This window comes from Shewanella rhizosphaerae, from assembly GCF_019457655.1.
GTDB classification, from domain to species: Bacteria; Pseudomonadota; Gammaproteobacteria; order Enterobacterales; family Shewanellaceae; genus Shewanella; species Shewanella loihica.
This window is the reverse complement of the sequence record NZ_CP080420.1, coordinates 3,161,833-3,181,472: the sequence shown is the minus strand read 5'-3', so window position 1 is coordinate 3,181,472 and position 19,640 is coordinate 3,161,833. Positions and strand designations below refer to the sequence as shown.

17 protein-coding genes are annotated in these 19,640 nt (G+C 52.1%); 7 read left to right on the top strand and 10 right to left on the bottom strand.

Annotated features, from left to right (window positions below; genetic code table 11):
- Positions 1-34: 34 nt before the first annotated feature.
- Positions 35-622, top strand: a complete 588-nt coding sequence (locus K0I63_RS13885) for a lipid-binding SYLF domain-containing protein (protein WP_220081423.1) — start codon at positions 35-37, stop codon at positions 620-622.
- An 86-nt stretch (positions 623-708) separates the two neighbouring features.
- On the opposite strand, the gene K0I63_RS20015 is transcribed toward K0I63_RS13885, so the two are convergent.
- The 10 genes from K0I63_RS20015 to K0I63_RS13845 form a co-directional block, all read right to left on the bottom strand.
- A complete protein-coding gene (locus K0I63_RS20015; RefSeq protein WP_258406501.1) occupies positions 709-840 on the bottom strand; it encodes a hypothetical protein in 132 nt (43 codons plus the stop codon).
- A gap of 260 nt (positions 841-1,100) precedes the next feature.
- A complete protein-coding gene (locus K0I63_RS13880; protein ID WP_220081422.1) occupies positions 1,101-1,946 on the bottom strand; it encodes a type 2 periplasmic-binding domain-containing protein in 846 nt (281 codons plus the stop codon).
- 242 nt (positions 1,947-2,188) lie between these two features.
- On the bottom strand, positions 2,189-2,440 hold the full coding sequence (locus K0I63_RS20010; RefSeq protein WP_258407014.1) for a hypothetical protein: 252 nt from the start codon (positions 2,438-2,440) through the stop codon (positions 2,189-2,191).
- Positions 2,441-2,588: 148 nt separating this feature from the next.
- The gene (locus tag K0I63_RS13875; RefSeq protein WP_220081421.1) at positions 2,589-4,223 is read right to left on the bottom strand and encodes a methyl-accepting chemotaxis protein; all 1,635 of its coding nucleotides are present in this window, start codon (positions 4,221-4,223) and stop codon (positions 2,589-2,591) included.
- Positions 4,224-4,386: 163 nt separating this feature from the next.
- Complete coding sequence (locus K0I63_RS13870; protein WP_220081420.1) at positions 4,387-5,514, bottom strand: hypothetical protein; 1,128 nt, start codon at positions 5,512-5,514, stop codon at positions 4,387-4,389.
- A gap of 261 nt (positions 5,515-5,775) precedes the next feature.
- A complete protein-coding gene (locus K0I63_RS13865) occupies positions 5,776-7,035 on the bottom strand; it encodes an MFS transporter (protein ID WP_258406873.1) in 1,260 nt (419 codons plus the stop codon).
- A gap of 428 nt (positions 7,036-7,463) precedes the next feature.
- Positions 7,464-7,751 (bottom strand): ferredoxin family protein, encoded by a 288-nt coding sequence (locus K0I63_RS13860; protein ID WP_011866477.1) that lies wholly within the window; start codon positions 7,749-7,751, stop codon positions 7,464-7,466.
- Positions 7,748-9,040 carry an FAD-dependent oxidoreductase FixC gene (fixC, locus tag K0I63_RS13855; RefSeq protein ID WP_220081417.1) on the bottom strand — a complete coding sequence of 431 codons (1,293 nt, stop codon included), beginning with the start codon at positions 9,038-9,040 and terminating at the stop codon, positions 7,748-7,750. The genes K0I63_RS13860 and fixC overlap by 4 nt, the downstream gene beginning before the upstream one ends.
- A 66-nt stretch (positions 9,041-9,106) precedes the next feature.
- Complete coding sequence (locus K0I63_RS13850; RefSeq protein ID WP_220081416.1) at positions 9,107-10,048, bottom strand: FAD-binding protein; 942 nt, start codon at positions 10,046-10,048, stop codon at positions 9,107-9,109.
- Positions 10,049-10,062: 14 nt separating this feature from the next.
- Entirely contained in the window at positions 10,063-10,836 is a 774-nt protein-coding gene (locus tag K0I63_RS13845) for an electron transfer flavoprotein FixA (protein WP_220081415.1), read from the bottom strand.
- Between the two features lie 905 nt (positions 10,837-11,741).
- On the opposite strand from K0I63_RS13845, the gene caiT reads away from it, so the two are divergent.
- From caiT to lipP1, 6 genes are all read left to right on the top strand, one after another.
- Positions 11,742-13,286: an L-carnitine/gamma-butyrobetaine antiporter gene (gene caiT / locus K0I63_RS13840; RefSeq protein ID WP_220081414.1), complete on the top strand. Its 1,545-nt coding sequence runs from the start codon at positions 11,742-11,744 to the stop codon at positions 13,284-13,286.
- A 49-nt stretch (positions 13,287-13,335) separates the two neighbouring features.
- Entirely contained in the window at positions 13,336-14,472 is a 1,137-nt protein-coding gene (gene caiA, locus K0I63_RS13835; RefSeq protein WP_220081413.1) for a crotonobetainyl-CoA dehydrogenase, read from the top strand.
- A gap of 160 nt (positions 14,473-14,632) precedes the next feature.
- Positions 14,633-15,859, top strand: coding sequence for an L-carnitine CoA-transferase (gene caiB, locus K0I63_RS13830; protein WP_011866471.1), 1,227 nt, complete (start codon positions 14,633-14,635; stop codon positions 15,857-15,859).
- A gap of 8 nt (positions 15,860-15,867) precedes the next feature.
- A complete protein-coding gene (gene caiC / locus K0I63_RS13825; RefSeq protein WP_220083454.1) occupies positions 15,868-17,424 on the top strand; it encodes a crotonobetaine/carnitine-CoA ligase in 1,557 nt (518 codons plus the stop codon).
- 58 nt (positions 17,425-17,482) lie between these two features.
- Complete coding sequence (gene caiD, locus K0I63_RS13820) at positions 17,483-18,268, top strand: crotonobetainyl-CoA hydratase (RefSeq protein WP_220081412.1); 786 nt, start codon at positions 17,483-17,485, stop codon at positions 18,266-18,268.
- Between the two features lie 165 nt (positions 18,269-18,433).
- Positions 18,434-19,396, top strand: coding sequence for a LipP1 family hormone-sensitive lipase (gene lipP1 / locus K0I63_RS13815; RefSeq protein WP_220081411.1), 963 nt, complete (start codon positions 18,434-18,436; stop codon positions 19,394-19,396).
- Positions 19,397-19,640: the final 244 nt, after the last annotated feature.

The following is a 19,640-nucleotide window of genomic DNA, read 5'->3' as shown; positions in this document are numbered from 1 at the left end:
GCGTATTTCGCACAGGCGTTAATAGAGAGTTGGTATGTTTACAATTTCGACAAGAAAAACACTTTTGGCTTTTATCGGGATAACACTTGTTGCTGGCTGCGCTACAGGCAATACGCCCGAGGCGAAGAAGGCCAATGCCCGTCAGGAGACCCAGGAGGCCTTGGCAAGCATCTACGCAAAGCATCCGGGGGCTAAGCGCGCGGTGGCGAACTCGGTTGCCCACGTGGTCTGCACCGGCAGTAACAGTTATCTGTTTGCGCTATCGACGGGGGGCGGCATCTGTGTACTGAGCGAAGGCGGCAAGAACAGCTACTATCGCTTCGCGACAGGCGGCGTTGGTGCCGGGATCGGCTGGAAGCAGGTGGCCTTCGTGCAGGCCTTCATGAAGCCAGATGCGCTGAAAAGATTTAAGGACTCAGGCTATGAGGGCCAGGCTCAGGCGGAGGCCAGTGCCAAATATGAGGAGAGTGGCGATCAGGTGTCGGCCAATCAGTCGGTGGATCTCGACGGCGTAAAAACCTATCAGGTTAATTTGATGGGGGCGGCGGCGCAGGCGACCGTACAAGGCTATAAGTACTGGCCGACCGACTTCAGCGAAGATTTCATGCAAAACCGGCAGTGATCTCTGCCTTGCCGAGACAATCGCCAGCGAGTCTGGCGATTGATGCTAGCCTGGCGATTGATGCTAGCCTGACGATTCGTTAGCGCTTAGTAGAGCAGCAGGCCGATCAACTGGCCGAAGAAAAATGCGGTGAGACACAAGAGTCCCAATAACGCCAGAGCGACGAGTGGTTTTAGTAATTCGGGGGTGGCGTCCCATGCCTTGAGTAGTGAATTCATCCTTGTTTCCTTATGCCAATTTACACATTCCGTTTCGCTTATCCATCAGCCTTCACCGACGCAGTTTAGTCTAGTGAGCTATCGATGCAACAGGCCAAGCTTGGATTGGGCCTTAGCTCGCAGTCAGTCATAGCATAATCGCAGATTGTGACACAATAAAGTCGCAGGCACTGCCTAAGATATTGCTCAAGCGATTGCTCAAGCCATTATCCAGTCACTCAAGCTATTCAAGTCATTGACTGTGTGAGGCGGAAGTCGCATCAGTGGCTTGGCGCGAAAAAGCTCTCTCTTATCCTTTCTGTCTCACCGCTGGCACGCATTCTCTCCAGTTCGCCGGCTAGGGCGTGAGCCTTACTGCCGGGCGTCAACAATAGTCTTCTGTTGGCGATGGATTCGGCTTGGCTGGGATCGTAATCAGGATTGTGTGAGGCCTTAAAATAGCGACTCGCCCGTGAAAATCCCAGGTACATGTCGCGCATTGGCTCGCAACATTCTGGGTGAAGCTTGAGCTCGGGGTGGGGATGGTGGGCCAGTTCGAACCTTAAGGTGGTCTCATCATAGCTGAAGAAGTCACCCTTGCGGGCAATCAGCAGCTCAAAGGCCTGGGCGGCATCCATCTCCGGCGGACGACGGGTGATTATGCCCTTAGGAATGCCATCGAGATCATAGCCCCCGGGTGAGATGAGTAGCACATAGGGGGTGCCGACCAACTCGTTAAGGGAGCTGATTTGTGCTAGGTCTTTGTGGCTGATCCCTGTGTAACGCTCATAGAGGCCATTGGCAATGAAGTAGCTGTACTGATTACGCTTTTGTGTAAAACCAAAGCCCGGATAAAAGTCCACCTTGCCCAGACGCATTTCTCTGAGTATCCGCTTCTTGGGAGCCCTGAGTACCTTGAGGGTACAACCGATCCGCTCTGCCGCCTTCTGGTACAGGGCGAGATAGAGCCCCTGGTTATTCGGCTCGGCATGTATGTAAGGCAGGCGCTCGCTGGTGCGATAGCCCATGGTGAGTTCGCAGGAGTCGGCGTTAGCGCTGAGTGTTAGGGCAAATGTAAGCGTGAGTGTAAGCGTGAGTGTAAGCGCGAGTGTATGGGCTAGTGACAAGGAGGGTCTAAGAGGGATGCGTGCGAGTCGACCTATTTGACTCTTCAGGCCAGCAGTCTGCCCAGGACTTGCCTGTAACCACCTTGCTGCTCGCTTGGTTAATCCCATGGACTCGTCATCCCTTTTATGCATTGAATCCCTTTTTACTGCTAACTTTAATCGATTTGCGTCAAGTTGTGCCTAGTCGCGCCGAGAGCGGCTTAAGTTGAATGATAAATTTAGCTTATCTTGCAAATGGTTAGCTATTTCATTGTCACCTTGCCACCAATTATCTTAAAAGCGGGTACGCCTCTAATCAAGGTGTCGCGGGCAAAACACTGCTCGCAGTTTGGGCAATGGCAGGGCGTGTGCGTATCATCTTCTACGATGCGCTCCTTGAAGCATTTGACCAAGGCACCTTTTCCGCCCTTACGATACTTAAACAGTCGGGTCTTACACTGGGCACAGAAAATTTCGACGGTGCGACTGGGCGCTTTCTTGTTGGGGCGGGCCATGGCTGTTTTGTTATTTTTAGTGGTTAAAGTTGAAGCTACTAGAGAATGAATTGTCATTGTATTGCAATCTTATCCGTTAAGCGAAACAGAAAGGCCCTGGGGTCAATACCACAGGGCCAGATATCTATCATCGCAGCGGGAGGGAACCCTAGGTCGTTTGAAAGTGATCGACCATGGTTTTTAGTTCCAGCGAGAGTTGGCTCAACTCAATACAGGCCTGGGCCGTCTGGCTGGCACCCTGAGCAGCCTCCGCCGAGGAGACATTGATTCGCTCTATGTTTTGGCTGAGGTTTTCGGTCACCGAGTTTTGTTCGCTACACGCGCTGGCGATCTGAATGTTCATCGCCGCAATCTGTGCAACGGCGACTTCGATTTCGCTTATCTTATCGCCGGCTGCCAGGCTCTGTGACACACAGCGACGAATCATCTCACAACTTTGTTTGGTGGCGCTGCCGGCCTCGACGGCTCTTTGTTGCAGCTTCTCGATAATCTCCACTATCTGACGAGTAGAATCTTGAGTCCTGCCGGCCAGGGTTCTCACCTCGTCGGCAACTACAGCAAAGCCTCTGCCTTGCTCGCCGGCCCGTGCGGCCTCGATGGCGGCATTGAGCGCCAGCAGGTTTGTTTGTTCGGCGATACCGCCTATCACGTCTACGACCATGGAAATACTGGCAGAGTCCTTCTCCAGTTGCGCCACCATTTCTCCGGCCTCGTCGATCACAGTGGAGACCCGTTCGATGGCCTGGATATTATGTTTGACCTCTTGGTTGCCTCGGTCGGCAAAGTCATTGGCGGCGTTGGCCGATGTAGAGGCGTCCTCTGTATTCATGGCGACTTCATTGACCGTGGCCTGCATCTGCTGCATTGCCGTGGCGACCATAGTGATTTCACTTTGCTGCGCAGCCATGCCTTGAGAAGACTGGGTAGAGATGGCGCTGACCTCTTCGATAGAGGTGCTTAGCTGCTCTACCGCTGCACTGATCTGAGTTACCAAGGCCGTTAAATTGTTTTGCATGCTGATACAGGTATCGGCTAGTTGGCCGAATTCGTCTGTGCCTATCTGCTTACGATCTATGTTATAGGTCAGATTACCACTGGCAATCGCCTGAGCCATCTGCATCACGGCTTGCAGCGGTGCGCGAATCTGCCTGCCCAGTAAAAGTGTCATCAATGCCATAAGGACAATTACGGCGGCGATACCTATATAGGTTTTAATGGAGGTGCGACTCACACCTTCTAGGGTGCTGACTCTGTCGGCTTCGGTACGGGTCACATTGATGGCGGTAAGCTGGTTTAGGGCTTCTTGCATCTTATTGAACTGCTTGTATGAACTGAGCAGGTAAGTGTTTGCCCCGGCTAAATCTTGTTTCAACACTATCTCGTTAAAGCCACTCTGGGCGGCGAGGTAATCGCGCCAATGTGTTCTTGCCAGTATAAACGCCTGACGCTCGGCGTCGGTTTTAATGGCTTTCTCGTAGGAGTCGATCATCCTAGTGACATCTTGGATCATATCGTCTGTCGTTTGCATCCAGCTCTTCATTTCGGGGTCGCCAATACTGGGAAGAAAACTGAATTGATCTCGGCGAATGAAGATAGTAACAAACTTAATTTTCTCGACCAGCAAGACGTTGGGCAGCACCTCATCCGTCAGGGTGAGAATATTGTCACGTGTTTGATTGAGTCCCGAAATTAGCATCATGCTGAGAGCCACGATGGCAACGGCGATACAGCTAAAGGCGAGCGCTATCTTGTGATTAACGGCTAGGTTTTTAAGCTTGAACATGCGCTGATAACCTCGTTGATAAATTAAAAAAAGCCTTCGACGGGGCGAAGGCTGGGCCAAAAGCTATTCGTACAGCGTTAAACGAACTCGGAGCCGACCCTAAAGGTGGTCATCGACTATCGAATGAGGGTGGCGTCCGATAGTCGATAGACCACACTGGCGGTTAGAAATAGTAGGCCATGCTGATATTGATGCGCTTGTCCCAATCGTTGCCGACTTCGGGCAGGCCGACATGGTCGTTGTTAGCGGTGGAGAAGGTCATGTTTTTACCCATGATGAAGTCGATATGGGTGTAAGTCGGACCGGCAGATAGTGCGGCGCCTAATACGTTCTGCATACTGTTGTCGTAGGTGTCATCATCTACGTCCGGCGTCATCAGGCCGAAATCGTTGTAGAACTTGATACTGCCCCAATCAGTGGCAATAGTCTTGGCGATGTTCAGGTTGTAGATCTGGCCTTTCGATGCTACTTCGTACTGCCAACTCACCACGGAGACGGCGATCTTGTTGTCATCGACCGCATCGGCGGCATTGAACTCATATTGCATTGCCTGTAGCTGAATGTTCCAGCCGTCGAATACTGTGTTGAGGTGAGCCGCAACGGCGTAGCGATCACCGTTATTGCCTGTCTTGGCGTTGTAGATCTGACCCGCTTCTAATGATGCACCTATCGTGGTGGTGCCGCCCCGATGTTCGACAGTGTAGGTCTGGCGCAGGTTGATCTGATTGGTTTCTTCGTTGTTGTATTCGGTGCCATTGATGGTGCCTGTGTAGAGATCGGCGGCATAGCGTTTGTTTTCAGTTGGGCCATACTCGGCGCTTTTGTAAAAGGCCATGTCGGTATGCCAGCCGTTGCGTTCGAAGGTCGCCTTCACACCAATGTCATAGTCGTCTTCGAAGCCCAGGTAGTAGGGCAGGCCGAACCAATAGCTATTTGAAATATAATCACGGTTGCCGAAAGGTACCTGGTTGATACCCATCTGTAGTTGCCACTCTGGGTTGAGATCATAGAAGGCATAACCATACTTGATGTAGTTGGTGCCAGAGGTGAAACGATAGTCAGATTTCAATCCCCAATTACCCAGTTTGCCATCAAATCTTAGCGAGGCCATATCGAAGGTAAAGTCACCGCCTTTGTCTTTAGAACTCTCGCTATAGTCTTTATAAGCATAATTAATACGCACGGCGCCGTGAATATTAATACCATCTTCTTCTGCGGCTAAGGTATTGAAACTACTGAGCGCCATGGCGCTGGCTAAAATAGAAAGGCAAAATGTTGTTTTATTCATCATCGTATATCCAATTTAAATTTTAACTTGTGTTGCTTTATATTTGTTTATTACTTTTTAAACTTTATTGATGTGGCGCTTTAAATATCTTGTGTTTTCCAAGGTGTACAAAACCTCCTTACCTGAACTCTGCAAGAGTGGTAATAACTTATTGAATGTTTTATTTGTGATTAATTAACTATCGAAAGCGTTATTTATTAAGCTGTCTGTATTGTCCTATTCTTCATGCCGATAATACTCGTCATTCATCCAGTTAGGATGGTGCTACTCAAAGTCCACCGAGCTGGTGGTCTCCAGTGTCAGCCCCTTGGTTTCCGGCGCCATAAAGACGGAAACCAGTAGCCCAAGCAGGGAGATCGCCGCGCCAACTAGCAGGGTGGCCGAGATGCCATAGGTCGCCATAAACAGTGGTAAGCCATAGGTGGAGACGATAGTGCCTATACGGCTGAAAGACATCACGGCACCAACCGCCGAGGCGCGTATCTCTGTCGGAAACAGTTCGTTAGGATATAGCCATTGCAAGATCCCCGGGCCACCGGAGAAGAAGGCGTAGATGGCAAATGCGGCAACAATCAGACAGATACTCGGGGTATCCACTATTCCCAGCACCGCTAGGGCGGCTGTCATGATGGCGAAGCTGCCGATGAGCAGGGGGCGACGACCTATGGAGTTAAGCCAGTACATGGCCGGAATACAGCCCGCCATGAAGAAGATGCTGATGACAATATTACCCAGGGCGGCATCTTTACCGTCGGTGAAGCCCAAGAGTTCGATGATCTCCGGGCCAAAGGTATATATGGCGAACATAGGGATCACCTGGCAGGTCCAGATAATGCCGACAAACAGGACACGTTTTAAATAAACTGCCTCGAATAACTTGCTGTATTTAGTCTGCTCTGCAGTCTCAAAATTCAGGCTGATATCTTTGCCGAAAAATTGGTGCATCACCTGTTTGCACTCTTCGATACGGCCTTTCTTCAGCAGCCACCTGGGAGATTCCGGCAGGTGGAAGCGTCCGAGCAAGATAACCAGGCAAGGGACGATAGCGCTGCCAAACATCCAGCGCCATCCATCGGTGACATCGTATAGCAGATAGCCCACCATATTGGCGGCGGTCGCGCCCACGTACCACATGGCTGCGATGAAGCCCATGGTAAAGGCGCGTTGTTTCGTTGGGGAAAATTCGGCGACCATAGAGGTGGCGATAGGGTAGTCGGCGCCTATGACTATGCCAATCAAGAAACGCAATATCACCAGTTCTATGGGGGAGGAGATGAACATGGTGGCGAAGGAGAGGACCGCGATGGCAATGATATCTATCATGAACATCAGTTTGCGCCCAAAAAGATCGGCGACATAACCAAATAGCGCCGTACCGATAAACAGGCCGACCAGGGTCGCGGCTCCTACCAGTCCTATCCATTGGGCATCCAGCTCTAGGGCGGGAGTGAGTTGTTGTAGGGCTAACCCTATGATCACTAAAACATAACCATCGAGGAAAGGACCCCCACTTCCCCATAACATTATTTTTTTATGAAGCGGAGTAAACTCCAAATCATCGAAACTCTTCTTTGATTTCATGCTTCTAACCACCGACTTAACTTGTTAATTTAAATCACAACTTGTCAGGTTGTGCCGGGCGTTAAAATGTACACAGGTTTAAATTTGTACATTTGATCTTTTTATAATCATCGACCCGCGCTGTTATTTTATCTGGTTTACATTTTGTAAACGGTGATGTAACCAAGTTTTTTGTTCTGTTTTAAAGTCTGTTAATTGTTAATTTATAACTTCGTGATCGGTGTAGGGCTTTGGTTATTTTTTATCGCGCGCAATAAAACTTTTATGATTAATATCGTTTCAAGTATTCATTTATTTGAATGGCCGATATCTATTTGCCATGTTATTGGCGCGATAATAACGATTAAAGACTTATTTATATCCCAAACGGGTTATCCGTAGCGGTATTCGATACCGAAGGTGCCCCTTGGGTATTCCCATTTCTCTAGAATGGTCTCGCCACAGAGAAACTTACAGGTGCCGCATTCCAGGCAACCGGCGGAGTCGAAACGTATGCTGCCGTCCTGCTCCAGCTTATAGAGGCCCGCAGGGCAGGCGTTTACCAGCTTGCGATACTCCTTTATGTCCGGGTTGTCTTTTAGAATGATGTGTGGGTGTCCCTCATCGACATAGAACTTATTGACACCCAATTTCACGTCGACATTGACTGCTTCGGTCATATTGATGTGACTCCTTTATAACCATCTTTGATTAGGTTCATGAAACCCACCTCTTTGCAGTGTTTCAGCAACGTCTTGCGTAGTGGCTGCGCAGGGGTTCCGTCTATGGTGAACATCTGGTGCATGATGTCGGCGACCATTTTGGGATACTGATTGAAGATGCGCGGTGTCTCCATGAAGGCGGGTAGCTGCTTGTATAGCTTCATGTCCTTCATCAGGAAGCTCTCTTCCAGCAGGCTCTGGTAGCTGCTCAGCCCCTGGGCCGAGAAGTCTTGCTGGGCGCGCGCCGCGAGTACTGCCTTGGCCGCAGCCTCTCCAGAGGCGATGGCGAGATCCATGCCGCGAACCGTGTAACCGACGTTTAGGCAGAATCCCGCAGCATCGCCGGTGATCAGCACGCCATGGTCAACCAGCTTAGGCACCATGTTGAGACCCGCCTCGGGCACTACATGGCCTGAATATTCCAGTAGCTTGCCACCTTCGATGAGAGGCTTGATGAGCGAGTGATTCTTAAAGTCTTCCAGCATCTGTGGCACGCTCTTATCCGACTCACCTATGCCATGCAGGCCACACACTATGCCTAGGGAGATGCTATTGCGGTTGGTATAGATAAAGCCGCCACCCATCAGGCCATTGGAGGGGGAGCCGGCAAATAGCCAGGCGGCGCCTTCGTCATCCTTTAGGTTAAATCTGTCTTTGATCACCGACTCGGGGAGCTCGATTAGCTCCTTGGCACCGACCGCCATAGCATCGGCGCTTACCTTAGGCTTCACCATGCCTAGCTGTTCGCCCAAAATGGGGTTGACCCCTTCGGCCAAGATCACCGCCTTGGCGGTAAGCTCATCGCCGTCGGCCTTAACACCGATAACCTTGCCATCCTGGGTGAGGATCTCGTCCACTCTGATCCCTGTGATGAACTGAGCGCCCACCTCTTCGGCCTTGCCCATGAGCCACTGGTCAAACTCGCCCCTAAGCAGGGTGTAAGACTCCTGCAGCGGGCTCTGTTCGCGGCCGTTGTGATAGTCCAGGGTGACGCCGGTATCATCGGTCAGGAAGGTGACCTTTTCCTTGGTGACCTTGCGTTCTATGGGGGCCTCCTTGGCAAAGCCTGGGATGATCTTCTCCAAGCTATGGGCGTAGAGGCGGCCGCCCGTCATGTTTTTGCTGCCGGCGTAATTACCGCGCTCGATCACCAATACATCGGCGCCCTCTTTGGCTAGGACATAGGCGGCGACGCAGCCTGCGAGCCCGGCGCCAACGATGATCGCGTCAAATGCTTCTTCTGACATATCTAGTCACTCTTGTGTTGGGGGAGGGAGGCCGAGCCCTAGGCCCGGCTCTCCACCTTGATCTGCCTAGCCTTTCATGGCCTGAATAAGGGCTGGTAGTACCTTGTTGATGTCACCTACCAGACCGTAATCCACGTATTGGAAGATCGGCGCGTTCTTATCTTTGTTGACCGCGAGTATGGTTTGAGAACCTAAGGCGCCCACCATGTGTTGGATCTGCCCTGAGATACCCAGGGCAAGGTAGATGTCGGGTTTAAGCATGACACCCGACACGCCCACGTAGCGTTCGCGCTCCATCCACTTCTCAGTCTCGGCGATAGGGCGCGAGCAGCCGAGTTCAGCTTGGATGGCTGTAGCGAGTTCGCCTGCTAGAGCCAGATTGTCCAGATTGCCGATACCACTACCTACGGCAATAACGCGTTTAGCTTTCCCTAAATCGACACTATTACCTTGCTTGACGCGGCGTTCGATGCAGCGAATGGCCTGTTTAGGCGCAACGAAAGCTAAGGAGACCCCTTCACCCGTTAGTGAGGTATCGGCAACTTGTGGCTCAAAGGCACCGCTGGCCAGGGTGACCAGGGCCACGGGGGAGGTGATTCTCTCAGTACCTATGGCCAGGCCGCCATAGACCATATGTTTGGCGGTGACGCCTTCATCCAGGCTTACCTCGGTGGCATCGTTGATTAGGCCAGCCTCAAGCTGGACACTGAGTTTTGCTGCCAGTGCCTTGCAGCGCTTGGTGGCCGGAAGCAAAACGAGGGTTGGCTTGTCGCCGTCATTGATCGCTTGGCTCATGGTAGCTGCATAGTCTTCCACCATCTGAGCATCGGCCTTGTTGCCAAGGTAATAGACATGCGTGGCGCCGTAGGAGTAGGCCGTGGCGATATCGGCTTCGCTGCCGATGATAAAGGCAGAGACTTTTTCACCTAAGGTGCGACCACCGGCGATGGTCTCGGGTAGACGTGTGGCAATATCACTAAATACCCATACATTTGATAGTTTGCTCATCGTATTCCCCTCGATTAGTTCATTGCTTTACGTAGATGGTCGGCAAAGGCCGCGATTTGCGTCTCATCGTCACCTTCGACGATGATCTGTGCGCGCTCAGCCTGCTTCGGTGCGACTACACTGATGGCGTCGACCAGTTTAGGTAGTGCTTCCAGCGGCAACGCTTGGGTGTCGAGTGTGGTAACGGGCTTCTTCGCTGCCGCCAGAATTGTCTTCATAGATGGGATCTGCGGCTCATTGATGTCGGCAGAGACTGAGATCACCGCAGGTAGGTCGATCTCCAGCACTTCAACTTCATCGTCCAGGGCTCTTTCTACCGTTAGAGTGCTATCCGTGGCCGACACAATCTTGCTGACGGCATTGATGCAACTGACGTTAAGCAGTTCACCCAATTGCATACCCACCTGTTGGGCGAATAGATCGCCCGAGCCATCGCCACAGAGGATCAGGTCAAACTCGCACTGGCGTGCTGCGCTAGCAAGAACACGTGCGGTTTGATGGGGCAGTAGTGCCCCAAATTGCTCATCGATCACTAGCGTCAGATCGTCAGGACCACGGGAGAGGATATCTTTGCGTGCCTTGGGATTATCCAGTGCCTTGCCGCCAACGCTTAGGGCGGTGAGCTGACTGCCTTCAACCATAGCTTTAAGCTGTACACCGGCTTCGACGGCGTTGAGATCGAAAGGGTTAATCTTAGGGGCGGCCTTGTTGGTATCTAGCGAGCCGTCACCATTTACCGATATGTCTTGTTCTTCGGGGACCAGTTTATAGCAGGTAATAATTTTCATTATATCTCCAAATTATCAGTGTTTATTTATGGCCTAATCAAAACGATAAAATATTAATTCTGATGATCTACTGTCGTTGAGTGAGACAGACGATCTAGAATTATCATTAATAGATTTAAACATGTAGTCGCTACAGATAGACGATAAATAACTTGTATTTGCCATTCTGTTGATTGACTGTGGGGCAATTATAGGATCATAAATATTTAATCTGATGTTACACGCTTCACATTTATGCTTTGAATTTAAATTTGGCCTTGGAGAGTTTCTAACAGATATATTAGTTGGGCTAATGAGTCTTGGTTTTTTTAGTTTTGTTTAAAAGGGTATAAGTATGGCTAATAAGATGGTTTAGCTTTTCTTATGACCAGTTAAGCCAAACTTATTCTGTCATTTTTAGATTTTCTAATAACCTATTTAGTATTTGTTGTTAGTTGACTTGATTCTAGGTTTTATTATTGCTATTGATGCATAAGATGTTGTATTTTATGACTTTGCTTGCCTTTGGCTGTATGGCGTTAGCTGGTTTCACTATGATTTAAATCACTTTTTATTTCTAATTTTATATCGTGATCACATGTTTTTTGTGACCGTGTCGACGATTAATTATGTCTTATAGATGTCATTTAGATGGTCTGTTTTTATGGCTTTTTATTGATTTTATTTATACGTGATAACGATCACTGAACAATAAGATTGCCTACGTATTATTTAAATGCCTGCTAACCATTTAATTACTCGTTAATTGCGGTGTAATTAAAGTTGTGTGGTAAAACAAAATAAAAACTGCTTATCAATTGTATGTGGAAGTGTTTGGTCGAGGTCTGCTTGTCGATAAAACATAAATGTACGGATGAAATTGGCTTTTACCTATTGTCCTCCTAAAAAGAGGGAGATCTATTAAGATGAACGAAAAAACCATGGGATTTGATCTCGCAGAAGGGAAAAAGAAGAAGGTGATGATTGAACCTAAAATCTTTTTCCCTTCTCTGATTGCCGTGATATTGCTCTCTTACTTGACCGTAAGAGATCTCGATGCGGCCAATGTTGTTATCAAGGAAGTATTTCATTATCTGACCCACTCTTGGGGATGGGCATTTGAGTGGTACATGATTGCCCTGGCCATAGGTTGGGGTTGGCTGGTATGGGGACCCTATGCCAATAACCGTCTGGGTCAGGAAAAACCTGAGTTCAGCACAGGAAGCTGGATCTTCTTGATGTTTGCCTCCTGTACCTCCGCCGCCGTGCTCTACTGGGGCTCGTTAGAGGCATACTACTATCTGACCTACCCGCCATTCGAAATTCAGTCGATGTCGGTACAGGCCAAGGAGCTTGGTGTGGCCTATAGTCTCTTCCACTGGGGCCCCTTGCCTTGGATGGGATATGGCTTCTTTACCGTCGCCTTAGGTTACTTCCTGTTTGTGAAGAAGATGGACGTGGTTCGCCCCAGCGGTACCCTGGCCCCCGTGCTAGGTAAGCATCACAAGGGGATCCTCGGCACATTCATCGACAACATCTATGTGGTAGCACTAATCCTTGCCATGGGCACTAGCCTTGGTTTGGCGACGCCGCTGGTGACCGAATGTATTCAGTGGTTGTTCGGCATTGAGCGCACCATAGAAGTCGATACCTTCGTGATCTCTGTGTGGATCATCTTCAACGCCGTGTGTGTGGCCTTCGGCCTGACTAAGGGCATTAAGATCGCCAGTGACCTGCGCAGCTACCTGAGCATCATCATGCTGTTCTGGGTGTTCCTGATCGGTGCGACCAGCTTTACCGTTAACTACTTCACCGAGTCCGTCGGTGTGATGCTGGCTTACCTGCCACGCATGCTGTTCTACACCAGCTCAATCAGCGCCGACAGCTGGCCACAAGACTGGACCGTATTCTACTGGGCCTGGTGGGTCGTGTATGGCATCCAGATGTGTATCTTCCTGGCTAAGATCTCTCGTGGCCGCACAGTGCGTGAGCTGTGTCTGACCATGGTATTGGGTCTTACCGCTTCTACCTGGTTCCTGTGGACCATCCTCGGTAGTAACACTGTGAACCTGATGCACGAAAGCATCATCAACATGGGCCAGTTGATCCAAGATCATGGGGCGCCACGCGCCATCATCGAGACCTGGGCTGCCTTGCCGATGAGCACTATCACCATGTGGGGCTTCTTCATCCTCTGTTTCCTCGCCACAGTGACTCTGATCAATGCCTGTTCTTACACCCTGGCCATGTCGACCTGTAAGGGCGCCGACGCCGACAACGAGCCACCTGTGTGGATCCGTGTGGGTTGGTCTGTGTTGGTGGGGGTGATCGGTATCGTGTTGCTGTCACTGGGTGGGTTGAAACCCCTGCAAACCGCCATCATTGCCGGCGGGGCGCCGCTGGTGATCGTCAACATCCTGGTGATCATCTCTTTCTTGAAAGATGCACGTAAAAACAATTGGGCTTCTTAATGGGGCCCTCCCACTAAGCAGCCGTTAACTGTAAAGATAGGAATATACGATGGACTTTAAATTAACCGACGAGCAAGAGCTATTCGTTTCTGGTATTCGCGATCTCATGGCGAAGGAGAACTGGGAAAGCTATTTTGCCGAGTGTGACGAAAATAGCCAGTACCCTGAAAGGTTTGTCAAAGAGCTGGCCGAGATGGGTATCGATAGCCTGCTGCTGCCAGAGGAGCACGGTGGCTTCGAAGAGGGCATGGTGACCCTGACGGCGATCTGGGAGGAGCTGGGCCGCCTGGGCGCGCCAACCTATGTACTGTATCAGCTACCTGGCATCGCTACTGTGCTGAGACACGGTAACCAAGATCAGATCGATAAGATCATGGCGCTGCGTGGCACGGGTAAGCAGATGTGGAACTCGGCCATTACCGAACCAAGCGCGGGTTCTGATGTGGGCAGCCTGCTGACCACCTACAAGCGTCGCAACGGCAAGGTCTACCTGACGGGTAGTAAGTGTTTCATCACCAGCGCCGCGGGTATCCCCTATGTGGTGGTGATGGCTAAAGATGCCGACAGCGAAACACCAGTGTTCACCGAGTGGTTTGTCGACATGACCAAGCCGGGCATCAAGCTGAGCAAGCTACCTAAGCTGGGTCTGAAGATGGATAGCTGCTGCGAGCTGCAGTTCGACGAGGTCGAGCTGGAAGAGTCTGACATGTTCGGCATCGAGGGTAACGGCTTCCTACGTGTGAAGGAAGAGTTCGACTCTGAGCGATTCCTGGTGGCCCTGACCAACTATGGCGCAGCCTACTGCGCCTTCGAAGATGCGGCCAAGTACGCCAACCAGCGCGTACAGTTTGGCGAGACTATCGGTCGTTTCCAGCTGATCCAAGACAAGTTTGCTCACATGGCCATCAAGCTCAACAGCATGAAGAATATGGTCTATGAAACGGCCTGGAAGTGCGATCAAGGCACCATGACATCGGGTGACTCGGCCATGTGTAAATACTTCTGTGCCAATGCCGGCTTCGAGGTGATCGACTCCGCCATGCAGGTACTGGGTGGCTATGCTATCGCCGGTGAACATCGCATCAGTCGTATGTGGCGCGACATCCGCGTCGACCGCGTATCCGGTGGTTCGGATGAGATGCAGATCCTCACCTTAGGCCGCGCCGTGTTAAAGCAATATCGCTAAACGGGGAGGGCAGCGACGCGGCTCCCAGCGTCGCTGGCCAAGGATGGCGGTGTGATGGCCGCCATCTCCTCACAATCTCATTAACCTTGAAAATTCGCTACCGCATTGATGCCTGCGCATCAGTGCCGGGGACGGGTTTGTGTGAAAAAGGATGCTAGATATGTCGAAAAAGTTATTTACCCCGCAATTTGGTCCCCTGTCGGGCCTGCGCGTGGTGTTCTCAGGGATTGAAATTGCCGGTCCTTTTGCGGCGCAGATGTTGGCCGAGTGGGGCGCCGAGGTGATCTGGATTGAAAACGTCGCCTACACAGATACCATTCGCGTGCAGCCTCACTATCCAGAGCTGTCACGTCGTAACCTACACGCCTTGTCGCTCAATATCTTTAAGGATGAAGGCCGTGACGCCTTCCTTAAGTTGATGGAGACCACAGACATCTTCATCGAGGCCAGTAAGGGCCCAGCCTTTGCCCGTCGCGGCATTACCGATGAGGTGTTATGGCAACACAACCCTAAGCTGGTGGTCGCTCACCTGTCAGGCTTCGGCCAGTACGGCACCGAGGAGTACACCAACCTTGCGGCCTACAACACCATTGCCCAGGCCTTCAGTGGTTATCTGATCCAAAACGGCGACAAAGACCAGCCTATGCCGGCCTTCCCTTATACCGCCGATTACTTCTCGGGGATGACGGTCACCACGGCGGCCTTGGCGGCCCTGCATAAAGTGCGTGAGACGGGTGTCGGCGAGAGTATCGATGTGGCCATGTATGAGGTGATGCTGCGCATGGGGCAGTATTTCATGATGGACTACTTCAACGGCGGCGAAGTCTGCCCACGTATGACCAAAGGTAAAGATCCTTACTATGCCGGTTGCGGCCTCTACAAGTGTGCCGATGGTTACATCGTCATGGAGCTGGTGGGTGCCATGCAGATCGAAGAGATGTTCAAGGATATGGGCATTAGCCACCTGTGGGCAACGCCTGAGATCCCAGAGGGCACTCAGCTTATCCATAGGGTGGAATGCCCATTTGGCGACGAAGTCGAGACCAGCCTGGACAACTACCTCAACGGCAAGACCATCGAAGCCGTGTTGGCACGCTTTGCCGAGCTGAAGATTGCCTGTGCCAAGGTGCTGACCATCCCAGAGTTGGAAGGAAATCCTCAGTACCAGGCGCGTGAGTCTATCACCGAGTGGACCAACATCGACGGCAAGGCCTACAAGGGCCCTAACGTGATGCCTAAGTTCAAGAATAATCCAGGCAAGATCTGGCGCGGCATGCCTAAGCACGGCATGGATACCGAGGCGATTTTGAGCGATATCGGTTATTCGGCAGAAGAGATCGCGGCGCTGAGCGCCAAGGGTCTTGCCAAGGTGTTTGAAGGTAAGTGAGGCAAGTGATGGATATCGTGGGCAGCAGAACATTAAGGTGCATGTGGCAGGAGCGTGCTCAGCAGTACAGTGATAACACGGCATTGATATATGAAGATACTGCCGGCGATATCCGCACCTTTACCTATCAATCTCTGGACGCCCAGATTAACCGGGCGGCCAACCTCTTCCTCAAACAGGGAATAGCCAAGGGCGACAAGGTGGCGGTGCAGCTGTACAACAGCCCGGAGTTTATCTTCTGCTGGTTTGGTCTGGCCAAGATAGGCGCGGTGATCGTGCCTATCAACACCCAATATGTGCAGGGTGAGTGCAGCTATATACTGACCAAGTGTGACGTCACCGCCCTGGTGACAGAGCCAAGCTTTCTGCCTATCTATGAGGCGTTGGCGGCTAAGGGTCAAAGGCTCGAGCAGGTCTTTGTCGCCCGCGCTGCGGGAGAGCAGTTTGCGGGGCGGGTGAATTTTGATGATAAGTTAGCACTGCAGGCGCCAACTCTCGACCTGCATGTGCCGCTCGAAAGCGAAGACCCCGCGGAGATCCTCTTCACCTCGGGGACGACCTCTCTACCCAAGGGAGTGGTGCTCACCCACTGCAACCTGCAATTTGCCGGGCACTATACCGCCTGGCAGACCCGCTTGACGGCCAAGGACAGGTATCTCTCCATGATGCCCAATTTTCACATCGATTTTCAGTGCAATGCGGCCATGGCGGTGTTTACCGTCGGTGCTTGCCTGGTGATGTTGGAGAAATACAGCGCCCGCCGTTTCTGGAAGCAGATTTGCGACTACCGAGCCACGCTGACCCATAGCATGCCGATGATCCTGCGCACCCTGATGCTGCAACCCGTGGCCGAGGGGGAAGACCAGCATTGTCTGCGGGATATGCTGTTTTTCATGCATATCTCAGATCAGGAGAAGCTGGATTTCGAGACGCGCTTCAAGGTGACCCTGTTTAACTCCTACGGCATGACAGAGACCTTGGTGGGCTTGATTGGCGACACGCCCGGCGAGCCTCGCTATTGGCCGTCAATAGGACGACCCGGGCTGGGATATGAAGCCAAGGTGATCGATGAGACCGGTCGGGAAGTGCCGCCCAACGTGGTGGGCGATCTCTGGGTCAAGGGCGTGCCGGGCAGAAGCCTGTTTAAGGAGTATTACCAGGACCCACAGGCGACCCGGGCGGCGTTAGGTGACGATGGTTGGCTGCTCACCGGCGACAAGGCCTACGTGGATGAGCGAGGCCTGTTCTACTTCGTCGATCGCAAGAGCAACATGATCAAGCGTTCGGGCGAGAACATCTCCAGCACAGAGGTGGAGAACGTGCTGATGTCACACCCCGCCATCCAGGATGCCGCCGTCATCGGCATAGCCGATCCGATTCGAGATCAGGCCGTTAAGGCGTTTGTCATCTTCGCCCCAGGCCAGTCACTCACCCTAGAGGAGATCTTGGCGTTTTGTAGCGCCAACATGGCCAAGTTTAAGGTGCCCAGTGTGGTGGAGATCCGCAAGAGCTTTCCCCGCACCTGCACCTGCAAAGTCGATAAGAAACTGCTCGAGACCCGTTGAGGCCACGAGCCGTACAAATTTTTCCGTTATCACGCGATAACTTCAATGGAGTAGTAACATGAGCGAATCATTACACGTGACCCGTAATGGCAGCATCTTAGAGATCGTTTTAGACAGACCTAAGGCCAATGCCATCGATGCAAAAACCAGTTACGAGATGGGGGAGGTGTTCTTGGCATTTCGTGACGATCCCGAGCTAAGGGTCGCCATCATTACCGGTGCCGGCGCGCGTTTCTTCTCTGCGGGTTGGGATCTCAAGGCGGCGGCAGAGGGAGAGGCACCAGATGCTGACTTCGGCCCGGGTGGCTTTGCCGGTTTGACCGAACTGTTCGATCTCGACAAGCCGGTGATCGCCGCGGTCAATGGCTATGCCTTCGGTGGCGGTTTCGAGCTTGCTCTGGCGGCTGATCTGATCGTCTGCGCCGACAACGCCAGCTTCGCGCTGCCAGAGGCCAAGTTAGGCATAGTGCCAGACAGCGGCGGCATGCTGCGTCTGCCTAAGCTGCTGCCTGCCCCCATCGTCAACGAGTTGATGATGACGGGCCGCAGCATGGACGCCCAGGAGGCATTGCGCTGGGGTGTGGTCAACCGTGTGGTTGAGCAAGAAGCACTGATGGAGACGGCTCGTGAGTTGGCAAACGAGATCAGCCAGAGCGCACCACTTGCCCTGGCGGCCATCAAGGAGATCTATCGCGAGACCGGCGAGCTGTCTGTCGAACAGGGCTATGCCCACATCCGCAGTGGTCAGCTTAAGCACTATCCAAGTGTGCTGCACTCTGAAGATGCGCTGGAAGGTCCGGCGGCCTTTGCCGAGAAACGTGACCCTGTGTGGCAAGGCAAGTAAGCCGCAATAGACGCAAATTGGGATGGAGGTCGCCTAATAGGCGCCTCCAATTCTGTATCTTTATCAGCAAGATGAGACCGGACGAGCCTTGTGAATGGCGACGGTGAAACGAGCGCAGCTTGGGGGCGACTCAATCTAAGGCGCTTTAAATATAAGGAGTTAGTCATGCCACTCGATCCCGAGGTAGCGCAATTTTTACAAGAGGTTAAAGACTCTGGGGCGCCCGCCTATGAGACGATGACGCCAGCCGAGGCCAGACGTCAGGAGCTGACGGATCTCGCTATTGCCAAAGCGGGTAAGGCGCCAGAGGCGGTCAGTGAGGTGATCCACAGCTTTATTCCCGGTCCGACGGCGGATCTGCCTGTGCGCATCTATCGCCCCCTGGGCATAGAGGTGCCTGAGGCTGGCGCACCAGCGCTGATCTTTATTCATGGCAGCGGTTGGGTCGTCTCTAATATCGAGACGAACGATCATTTCAGCCGTGCCCTTGCCAATCGCACTGGCGCCGTGGTGATCGCGGTGAACTATCAGAAGGCACCTGAGCATAAGTTTCCTATTCCCATGGACGATTGTTACAACGCGACGCTCTGGGTGTTTGAACAGGCTAAGGCGCTGGGGCTGGACCCTAAGCGTATCGGTATCATGGGCGACAGCGCCGGCGGTAATTTGGCCGCCGCGGTGACCTTGAGGCTGCGCGATGAGATGGGGCCTCTGCTGGCTTGTCAGGTGCTAGTGTATCCGGCTGTGCATTATGGCTGGGACACGGACTCGGCAAAGCTTCACGGCACTGGTTATCTTTTGCAAAGAGAGAGTATGAAATATTATTGGGGTCATTATCTTCGCAGCCCAGCCGACGGGCAAAACCCCTACTGCTCACCCTTAGATGCCGCCAGCCATAGCTGTCTGCCGTCGGCGCTCATCTATACCGCTGAGTACGATCCCCTGTGTGACGATGGCTTCAACTATGCGCAGAAGCTAAAACTGGCCGGGGTGCCTGTGTCTTACAAGATGTATGAAGGCACGATTCACGGCTTTATCAAGATGTTACAACGCTTTACTCTGGCGCAGACCTTTCTTGACGAGCTGAGCGAGGCGGTAAGGCCGCTGCTGGCGCTCCAAGGAGAATAGCCGGGCTTCGGCGATCGGTACTCAACGAGCATCGTGAGGAGTGGGGTTGGCCGCAGGATCTGCTGTCATCCCCCACTTAAGTTGCCGTCTGTGGTCGATATCACTAGCTCATGCTTGTCACTTAGTGATCTTAGTCTGATTACCGCAATGAATCAGTAATTTAACCTGGTGTTAACTTAGATATTGTGCGCGGTGTTACATCTTTTCTGCAGAACCCTTGTTAGCATTTTGATTCGGTTTTCGC

Excerpts from the sequence above, each read along its gene's own strand:
- K0I63_RS13885 (WP_220081423.1), top strand. The coding sequence starts at position 35 with ATGTTTACAATTTCGACAAGAAAAACACTTTTGGCTTTTATCGGGATA.
- K0I63_RS20015 (WP_258406501.1), bottom strand. The coding sequence starts at position 840 with ATGAATTCACTACTCAAGGCATGGGACGCCACCCCCGAATTACTAAAA.
- K0I63_RS20010 (WP_258407014.1), bottom strand. The coding sequence starts at position 2,440 with ATGGCCCGCCCCAACAAGAAAGCGCCCAGTCGCACCGTCGAAATTTTC.
- K0I63_RS13875 (WP_220081421.1), bottom strand. The coding sequence starts at position 4,223 with ATGTTCAAGCTTAAAAACCTAGCCGTTAATCACAAGATAGCGCTCGCC.
- K0I63_RS13870 (WP_220081420.1), bottom strand. The coding sequence starts at position 5,514 with ATGATGAATAAAACAACATTTTGCCTTTCTATTTTAGCCAGCGCCATG.
- K0I63_RS13865 (WP_258406873.1), bottom strand. The coding sequence starts at position 7,035 with ATGTTATGGGGAAGTGGGGGTCCTTTCCTCGATGGTTATGTTTTAGTG.
- K0I63_RS13860 (WP_011866477.1), bottom strand. The coding sequence starts at position 7,751 with ATGACCGAAGCAGTCAATGTCGACGTGAAATTGGGTGTCAATAAGTTC.
- fixC (WP_220081417.1), bottom strand. The coding sequence starts at position 9,040 with ATGTCAGAAGAAGCATTTGACGCGATCATCGTTGGCGCCGGGCTCGCA.
- K0I63_RS13850 (WP_220081416.1), bottom strand. The coding sequence starts at position 10,048 with ATGAGCAAACTATCAAATGTATGGGTATTTAGTGATATTGCCACACGT.
- K0I63_RS13845 (WP_220081415.1), bottom strand. The coding sequence starts at position 10,836 with ATGAAAATTATTACCTGCTATAAACTGGTCCCCGAAGAACAAGACATA.
- caiT (WP_220081414.1), top strand. The coding sequence starts at position 11,742 with ATGAACGAAAAAACCATGGGATTTGATCTCGCAGAAGGGAAAAAGAAG.
- caiA (WP_220081413.1), top strand. The coding sequence starts at position 13,336 with ATGGACTTTAAATTAACCGACGAGCAAGAGCTATTCGTTTCTGGTATT.
- caiB (WP_011866471.1), top strand. The coding sequence starts at position 14,633 with ATGTCGAAAAAGTTATTTACCCCGCAATTTGGTCCCCTGTCGGGCCTG.
- caiC (WP_220083454.1), top strand. The coding sequence starts at position 15,868 with ATGGATATCGTGGGCAGCAGAACATTAAGGTGCATGTGGCAGGAGCGT.
- caiD (WP_220081412.1), top strand. The coding sequence starts at position 17,483 with ATGAGCGAATCATTACACGTGACCCGTAATGGCAGCATCTTAGAGATC.
- lipP1 (WP_220081411.1), top strand. The coding sequence starts at position 18,434 with ATGCCACTCGATCCCGAGGTAGCGCAATTTTTACAAGAGGTTAAAGAC.